The organism is Kutzneria sp. NPDC051319 (assembly GCF_040682195.1).
Taxonomy (GTDB): Bacteria; Actinomycetota; Actinomycetes; order Mycobacteriales; family Pseudonocardiaceae; genus Kutzneria.
Map to the genome: position 1 here is coordinate 1 of NZ_JBFBAM010000025.1, position 8337 is coordinate 8337.

The following is an 8337-nucleotide window of genomic DNA, read 5'->3' on the forward strand; positions in this document are numbered from 1 at the left end:
GACCCGCATGCGGGTCGGGGGATTCTTCGCGGGAGGCGAGTCGGGCGACTAGTCCGGGGAGGACTGGAGTTCGACGAGATTGCCGTCGGGGTCGCGGAGAAGGGCGATACGCGTGTCCTCGCCCCAGTCCGGGACGTCCACCGCCGGCTCCACAACGGTCGCCCCCGCGGCCACACAGACCGCCTGGGCGGCGTCCACGTCGGCCACGCGGAAGCAGAGCAGGGAGGCGTCGCCGCCGTTGCGGGACAGCTCGGCGCTGCCGGCGTGCGGGGTCATGACCTGGCGGTTCATCAGGGCCAGGTAGGGCTTCTGGAACTCGACGTCGAACCGGGCGTACGGCCACTGCTCGTCGCCCTTGGCCAGCTTCGCGCCGGTCAGCTCGGGCAGCACCGCGTTGTAGAAGCGGAAGCATTCGACGTAGTTGGTGACCAGCAGCCGGGTGTGCAGGGTCTCGACGAGAATCGGTGGCCGGGTGCCCATGTGCGCTCCTCACGAATGGCACGGCAGAGATAGGTCTCACCGATGACGGTAACCGCGGTGAGAGCCCTTTCACACCCCTAGTTGACTAGGAAACAGCTGAATCCGTTTACTACGCTACGTCAGCATCGAACACCCCTGGTGTCATCCCCCTAGACGTACTAGGGGCTTCATTAAGGGGGGTTGGGGTCGATACGGGTCACGGCCGACAATCGATTTCGGCTGTCGTCGACAAACAGTGGGAGGGCCTGATGGGCCGGGTAGCAGACAAGGTCGTGGCGATCACCGGCGCCGCGCGCGGACAGGGCCGTAGCCACGCCGTTCGGCTCGCGGAGGAGGGCGCCGACATCATCGCGATCGACCTGTGCGAGGACGTCGAGATCGCGGAGTACGCGATGGCCACCGCTGAGGACCTCGAGGAGACCGCGCGGCTGGTGGAGAAGACCGGCCGCCGCATCGTCACCCGCAAGGCGGACGTGCGCGACTATGCGGCCATGAAGGCGGCGATCGCCGAGGGTGTCGCCGAACTGGGCCGGCTGGACTCCGTGATCGCCAACGCCGGCATCAGCCCGATCGGCCAGGGCCGTCCCGTGCAGGCCTTCACCGACACCCTGGACATCAACCTGGTCGGCGCGATCAACACCGTGCACGCCGCCCTGCCGCACCTGGCCGAGGGTGCGTCCATTGTGGTCATCGGCTCCGCCGCCGGCCTGATCCCCGGCCGCGGCGGCAACGGCCCCGAGGGTCCGGGCGGCGCCGGCTACAGCTTCTCCAAGCAGACGCTGGCCGAGTACGTGAACACGCTGGCCCTGCAGCTGGCCAAGTCCGGCACCCGCGTCAACGCCGTGCACCCCAGCAACTGCAACACCGACATGCTGCACAGCGCCCCGATGTACAAGACCTTCCGTCCCGACCTGGAGAACCCCACCCGCGAGGACGCCGAGCTGGGCTTCGTGGCGTTCCAGGCCATGCCGATCCCCTACGTCGAGCCCTCGGACGTCTCACACGCCGTGACGTACCTGGTGTCCGACGAGTCCCGCTACGTGACCGGTCTCCAGCTCAAGGTCGACGGCGGCGCCCTGGTGAAGCTGGGCTTCTGACGGCCCCGACCGGGCACTGTGGACAGTGCCCGGTCGGAGTTCGTGGCCTTTACGGTGTCGCGCCGACGAGACCCGCGTCGCACAGCTCGTCGACCCAGACGTCCAGATCGGCCCTGATGTTCACGGGATCGCTCTCCCATGCGCCGGCCAGGGTTCTGGCCGCCGTCTCCACATCGCCACCGTGCTGGCGCAGGGCGATCCACATCGCCGCACCCACGGTGTCGCAACGGAATCTGGTTCCCGTCGTGGACGAGACCAGTTCCAGCCGCCCGTCGTCGAGCAGCGCGGCAGTCACGCCGGCAGTCGGTTTCACAGGCATGTTCGCACCCCACTAGGGATCTTTGCGGTGACCTCGCTGTCCTGCCGGGGTGCGTGGCGAGTCCCGGCTTTCTCCAAGCAGGTGGCCGATTTGTTGGTTTGATGGATGGATAGTGCTCAGCCGGCCCGGTGATCCGGGCCGGCTTTTCAATGTTTCTGTTCCGGTTTTCCGCGCCGGCGGCGGGCCTTCGGCGCTTCTTCTCCTTCTTTCCTCCACCGCCGGTCCGGGACTGACGGGTCCCGGGCCGGCGGTGTGGTCTCAGGCGGCCAGCGCCGTCCGGGTTCCCGCGGTCTCCCGGATCAGCCGCATCGCCGCGGTCGCGTGGTCGTTGATGAAGAAGTGGCCGCCCGGGTACACCTTCAGGTCGAAGCGGCCGTTGGTGTGGTTGGCCCAGGCCTGCGCCTCCTGCGCGGTGACCATCGGGTCGTTGTCGCCCGTCAGCACGGTGATCGGGCAGTTCAGCAGCGGGCCCTCCTGGTACCGGTAGGTCTCGACCGCCTTGTAGTCGCTGCGCACCGACGGCAGGATCATGCGGATGATCTCGTCGTCGCCCAGCACTGCGGAATCCGTGCCACTCAACGACTTCAGCTCCTCGACCAGCGCATCGTCGCTGGCTAGGTGCATCCGGTCGTCCCGGTAGCACGTCGGCGCGCGGCGGCCCGAGGCGAACAGCTTCAGCGGCTGCGTGCCGCCCTTCTCCATCCGCCGGGCCACCTCGAACGCGATCATCGCGCCCATACTGTGCCCGAACAGCGAGATCGGCTTGTCGGCCAACGGCTCCAGGTGGGCCGCGATGATGTCCGCCAGCTCCCCGACGGAGTCCACACAGGACTCCGCCCGGCGGTCCTGCCGCCCGGGGTACTGGATCGCGATCACGTCGATCTCCGGCGACAGCACGCGGGAGACCGGGAAGTAGAAGGTCGCCGAGCCACCCGCGTGCGGGAAGCACACCAGCCGCGTCGGGGCGTCCGACACCGGGTGGAAGCGGCGGATCCAGGCATCGCCTGACATGACGGGTACATCCTCTCGGTGGTCCCCCCTGATGCAGGGAAGGACGCCTTACCCTCGTTCAGCGCAGGTAAGGCGTCCTTCCCTGCATCACTTGGGGCGGGTGAGCTAAGCGATGGAGTCGAGCTCGTTGTCCAGGATGTCGAACAGGTCGCTGGCGCTGACCTCGGTGAGGTCCTCGGCGGGGGTGTCCTCCTGCTGGTCGTCGACCCACTTGGAGGTCAGGGCGCGCAGGCGGGAGGCGATACGGGAGCGGTCGGTGGCGTCGGGGTTGGTAGTCAGGGCGGCGGCGATGGCAGCCTCAAGCTTGGCCAGTTCGCCGTCGAGGGCGGACAGGTCGGGCTCGCCGGAGGCGCCGCCGAGTTCGGCGACGAGGAAAGAGGCAATCGCCGAAGGGGTCGGGTAGTCGAAGACGAGCGTGGCGGGCAGGCGCAGGCCGGTCTCGGTGCTGAGCAGGTTCCGGAAGTCGATGGCGGACAGGGAGTCGAAGCCGAGTTCACGGAAGTCGCGGTCGGGGCCGATGTTCTCCACCGAGGAATGACCGAGGACGGAGGCGACGCGGGCGCGGACGAGGTCGAGCACGACGCGGGCCTGGTCCATTTCGGACAGACCGGCGATGCGGTCGGCGAGGCCGACTGCCACCGAAGGCTTGGCGGCGGCGCGGACGGGGGTACGAACGAGACCGCGGAGCAGGGCCGGGATCTCGTCGGTGCGGTTGCGGAGGGCGGAGCCGTCGATGCGCATGGGGACGACAACGGCCCGGTCGGCGGAAACACCGGCGTCGAACAGGGCGAGGCCCTGGTCGACGGGCAGCGCGGGCAGGCCCTGGCGGGCCATGCGGGACAGGTCGGCCTCGGACAGCTCGGCGCCGAGGCCGATGCCGCCCCAGAGCCCGAATGCCAGCGAGGTGGCGGGAAGGCCCTGGGACCGGCGGTGCTGGGCCAAGGCGTCGACGAAGACGTTGCCGGCGGCATAGCTGGCCTGACCGGCGGCGAGAACCAGGCCACCGGCGGACGAGAGGAGCACGAAAGCCTTGAGGTCGCTGGTCAACTCGTGCAGGTGCCACGCGGCGTCGGCCTTGGGACGGATGGTCGCCTCGAAGTCCTCGGGGGTGACCGCGCCGATCAGGGCGTTCTCCCCGGCCGCGGCGGCGTGTATCACGGCGGTAAGTCCCGGAATGCCGGCCAGCAGCGCAGCGACCTGGGAGCGATCGGTGACGTCGCAGGCGGCGATGGTGACGGTGGTGGCGCCGCTGTCCATCAGCGCCGCCTGCAAGTCGGCGGCACCGGGGGCGTTGAGGCCGCGACGGCTGGTCAGCACCAGGTTCTGCACGCCGTGCTTGGTGACGAGATGCTTGGCCACCAAGGCACCGAGACCGCCGGTGCCGCCGGTGATCAGGACCGTGTCGTCGGCGGACCACGGAGTCGACGATCCGGTGGCGACGGAGGTGAGCCGGGGCACAAACAGGGAACCGTTGCGCACGGCGATTTCCGGCTCGCCGGCGGCGAGGGCGTGCGGCAAAGCGTTGTCGGAGGCGGAAGTTCCGTCGAGGTCGACGAGGGCGAACCGACCGGGGTTCTCGGCCTGGCCGGCGCGGATCAGACCCCACACGGGGGCCTGCCGGAGGTCGACGTCCTCGCCGGTCGCCCGCACGGTGACGACGGCCAGCTTGGAGTCGGCGAAGCGGGCATCGGCCAGCCACTCGCGGGCGATGCCCAGCACGAAGTTGGCGACCGTGCGGACTCCGTCTAGGGAGAAAGAGCCCGGCGGCACAACGACAACCACGAGTTCCGGCACAACGTCGATGGCCGCGAGCGACGGGAAGGCCTTGCCCAGTCCCAGATCGGGCCCGACAACGGCGACGGAGCCCAGCGGTATGGTCGGCGTGGGCACGGAAACCCAGTCGATGCCGTACAGGGACTCGGTGCCGGCGCTGAGCTGCTCGGCGGAAACCGGCCGCGACACCAGTTCCGCGACCGTGAGCACCGGCTGCCCGGCCTGGTCGGCGATGCGCATGGACGACACCTCGTCGCCGCGGACCTGCCGGATCCACACCCGCAGCGCGGAAGCGCCGGTGGCGTGCAGCGTGACTCCGTTCCAGGAGAACGGAAGCAGCGTGGCCCCCTCGCCGCTGTCGTCGACGAGGTCGGCGTGCATGGCGGCGTCGAGCAGGGCCGGGTGCAGGCCGTAGCGGTCGCCCTCGGCCCCCTCAGGCAGCTGAACTTCGGCGTACACATCGTCGCCGTGCCGCCAGGCGGCCTTGAGGCCTTGGAACACCGGGCCGTAGCCGTAGCCGCGGTCGTGCAGCAGCTCGTACGCCCGGCCCAGGTCAAGGGCCGTGGCATCGGCCGGCGGCCACGTAGTCAGGTCGAAGTCCGGCGCGGCGAGCTCGGAGGACAGGATGCCGGTGGCGTGCCGGGTCCACTCGTCCTCGCTCCCCTCGGCCCGCGAGTAGGCGCCGACGGAACGGTGGCCGCTCTCGTCGGCGGTGCCGACCGTGACCTGCACGATGACGCCGCCGCGCCCGGGCAGGATCAGCGGCGCGGCCAGGGTCAGCTCCTCGATCACGTCGCTGCCGACGTGCCGGCCGGCGTGGCCGACCAGCTCGACGAAACCCGTGCCGGGGAACAGAATGCTGCCGAGGATGTCGTGGTCGGCCAGCCACGGCTGGGCGTCCACGGCCAGCCGGCCGGTCAGCACGAGGCCGCCGGTGTCGGGCAGTTCGACGGTGGCGTCGATCAGCGGGTGGTCGGAGTGGCCGAAGCCCTTCACGGTGCGGGTGCCGGCCTGGAGGTCGGACCAGTAGCGCTGGCGCTGGAACACGTAGGTGGGCAGGTCGACCGACCGGACGTCGAGGCCGGCGAAGAACTCCGTCCAGTTCACGGCGACGCCGTGGGCAAAGGCCTTGGCCAGGCCCGAGACCAGCTCGTGCTCCTGCGGCTTGTCCCTACGCTGCAAGGCGACGAACACCGCGTTGTCGCCGTCCACGCAACCGGCGCCCATGCCGGCGAGCACGCCGTCGGGGCCGATCTCCACGAACTTGGTCACGCCCTTGGCGGTCAGGCCGGTCACCGCGTCCGCGAACCGAACGGCCTGCCGGACGTGGTTGACCCAGTACTCCGGCTGCGACCACGTGCCGCCGCCGGCCGACGCGACCGCCATCGGGATCCTGGGTTCGGCGAAGGTCAGCCCCTCGACCACGCTGCGGAACTCGTCGAGCATCGGCTCCATGAGCGGCGAGTGGAACGCGTGCGAGACCTTCAGGCGGGTGGTCTTGCGGCCCAGCGCCTCGAACTCCGCCTGGATGGCCAGGACGGCCTTCTCAGCACCGGAGATGACCGCCGACCGCGGGCCGTTCACAGCGGCGATGCCGACGCCGTCGACCAGGGTGATCTCATCCTCGGTGGCCTGGATCGCCACCATCGCGCCGCCGGCCGGCAGGGCCTGCATGAGACGGCCACGAGCGCTGACCAGCTTGGCCGCGTCATCGAGGGAGAGGACACCGGCGATGTGGGCGGCGGCGATCTCACCGACCGAGTGACCGGCCACGAAGTCCGGGCGCACACCCCAAGACTGAACTAAACGGTACAGTGCAACTTCGAACGCGAACAGCGCGGGCTGAGTCGCGCAGGTCTGGTTGAGGGCCTCTTGATCAGCGCCCCAGATGACGTCCCGGAGCGAGGGGGCGGAGGAGGCACGGGCGGTGCCGGCCTGATCCAGTTGTGCGACAACCTCGTCCCAGGCCGTGGCGAAGGCTGGGAAGGCGTCGTACAGCTCGCGCCCCATGCCGATGCGCTGGGATCCCTGGCCGGTGAACAGGAAGGCCACCAGGCCCTGGGCCCGGGCGACGGAGTGGTTGGCGCCCTCGGCGATCGAGGCCAGGCCGGCGACCGCTGTCTCGCGGTCGGACGCCACCACAACACCCCGGTGCTCGAACGGGGTCCGGGTAGCGGCCAGCGAGTAGGCGGTGTCGGCGAAGGAACCCTGCACAGTCGACAGGGCGGAAGCGTTGGCGGCCAATGCCTCCGGGGTCTTGCCGCTCACGATCCACGGAAGCACACGGGACACCGGAGCCCGCTCCGCCGGCTCCTCGGCCGACGCCTGCTCGATGATCACGTGGGCGTTGGTGCCGCCGAGGCCGAAGGATGAGATCCCGGCCCGGCGCGGGCGGTCCACCTCGGGCCAGGGGCGGGCGTCCGCAAGCAACTCGACGTTGCCTGCGCTCCAGTCGACCTGTGGGGTGGGCTCGTCGGCGTACAGGGACCTGGGCAGCAGGCCGTGCTCGATGGCCTTGACCATCTTGATCACACCGGCCACGCCGGCCGCGGCCTGGGTGTGGCCCATGTTGGACTTGATGGACCCCAGGTACAGCGGCTCGTCCCGGTCCTGGCCGTAGGTGGCCAGCACCGCCTGGGCCTCGATCGGGTCGCCGAGTTTGGTGCCGGTGCCGTGCGCCTCGACGACGTCCACATCGGACGTCCGAAGGTCGGCGGCGGCCAGCGCCTGCCGGATCAACCGCTGCTGCGACGGGCCATTCGGGGCGGTCAGGCCGCTGGACGCCCCGTCCTGGTTGACGGCGCTGGAGCGGATGACCGCCAGCACCGGATGCCCGTTGCGGCGGGCGTCGGACAGCCGCTCCAACAGGATCAGGCCGGCGCCCTCGGAGCAGCCGACGCCGTCGGCCGAGCCGGAGAACGACTTGCACCGGCCGTCGGCCGACGCGCCGCGCTGGCCGGAGAAGTAGACGAACATGTCGGCGTTGGACATCACGGTCACGCCGCCGGCCAGCGCGAGGTTGCATTCCTTGCCGCGCAAGGCCTGCACGGCCGAGTGGATGGCCACCAGCGACGACGAGCAGGCGGTGTCGACCGTGACGGCCGGCCCCTCCAGGCCCAGGGTGTAGGCCACGCGGCCGCACACCAGGCAGCCGTCGGACGAGCCGAGGCCGTAGTCGTGGTACATCAGCCCGGTGAACACGCCGGTCCTGCTGCCCTTCAGCGACGCCGGGTCGATGCCGGCCCGCTCGATGGCCTCCCACGCGACCTCCAGCAGCAGCCGCTGCTGGGGGTCGATGGCGACGGCCTCGCGCGGGCTGACGCCGAAGAAGTCGGCGTCGAAGTCGGCGGCGTCGTGGAGGAATCCGCCTTCCCGCGTGTAGGACTTGTCGGCCGTGCCGGGCTCCGGGTCGTACAGCCCGTCCAGGTCCCAGCCTCGGTCGGTCGGGAACGCGGTGATCGCGTCCCGGCCCTCGGTGACCAGGTCCCACAGCTGTTCCGGCGTGGTGACCCCGCCGGGGTAGCGGCAGGCCATGCCGACGACGGCGATCGGCTCGGCGGCGTCGGCGACCAGCTTCGCGTTCTGCTGGCGCAGCTTCTCGTTGTCCAGCATGGACTTGCGAAGGGCGTTGACGACCTTCTCGACTTGTGCGTCCAC

Annotated in this window: 5 protein-coding genes; 1 reads left to right on the plus strand and 4 read right to left on the minus strand. The window is 70.1% G+C overall.

The features are described from left to right. Window positions 1-48: 48 nt before the first annotated feature. A complete protein-coding gene (locus tag AB0M73_RS24410) occupies window positions 49-480 on the minus strand; it encodes a VOC family protein (protein WP_363894369.1) in 432 nt (143 codons plus the stop codon). A 248-nt stretch (window positions 481-728) separates the two neighbouring features. Here AB0M73_RS24410 and AB0M73_RS24415 point away from each other — a divergent pair, with 248 nt between their 5' ends. After that, window positions 729-1577 carry a mycofactocin-coupled SDR family oxidoreductase gene (locus AB0M73_RS24415; RefSeq protein ID WP_043724452.1) on the plus strand — a complete coding sequence of 283 codons (849 nt, stop codon included), beginning with the start codon at window positions 729-731 and terminating at the stop codon, window positions 1575-1577. Window positions 1578-1626: 49 nt separating this feature from the next. Here AB0M73_RS24415 and AB0M73_RS24420 read toward each other — a convergent pair whose 3' ends face one another. From AB0M73_RS24420 to AB0M73_RS24430, 3 genes are all read right to left on the minus strand, one after another. After that, window positions 1627-1896 (minus strand): PqqD family protein, encoded by a 270-nt coding sequence (locus AB0M73_RS24420; protein ID WP_043724450.1) that lies wholly within the window; start codon window positions 1894-1896, stop codon window positions 1627-1629. Between the two features lie 258 nt (window positions 1897-2154). Beyond that, window positions 2155-2907, minus strand: a complete 753-nt coding sequence (locus AB0M73_RS24425) for an alpha/beta fold hydrolase (RefSeq protein ID WP_363894374.1) — start codon at window positions 2905-2907, stop codon at window positions 2155-2157. A gap of 105 nt (window positions 2908-3012) precedes the next feature. Beyond that, a complete protein-coding gene (locus AB0M73_RS24430; protein WP_363894377.1) occupies window positions 3013-8337 on the minus strand; it encodes a type I polyketide synthase in 5325 nt (1774 codons plus the stop codon).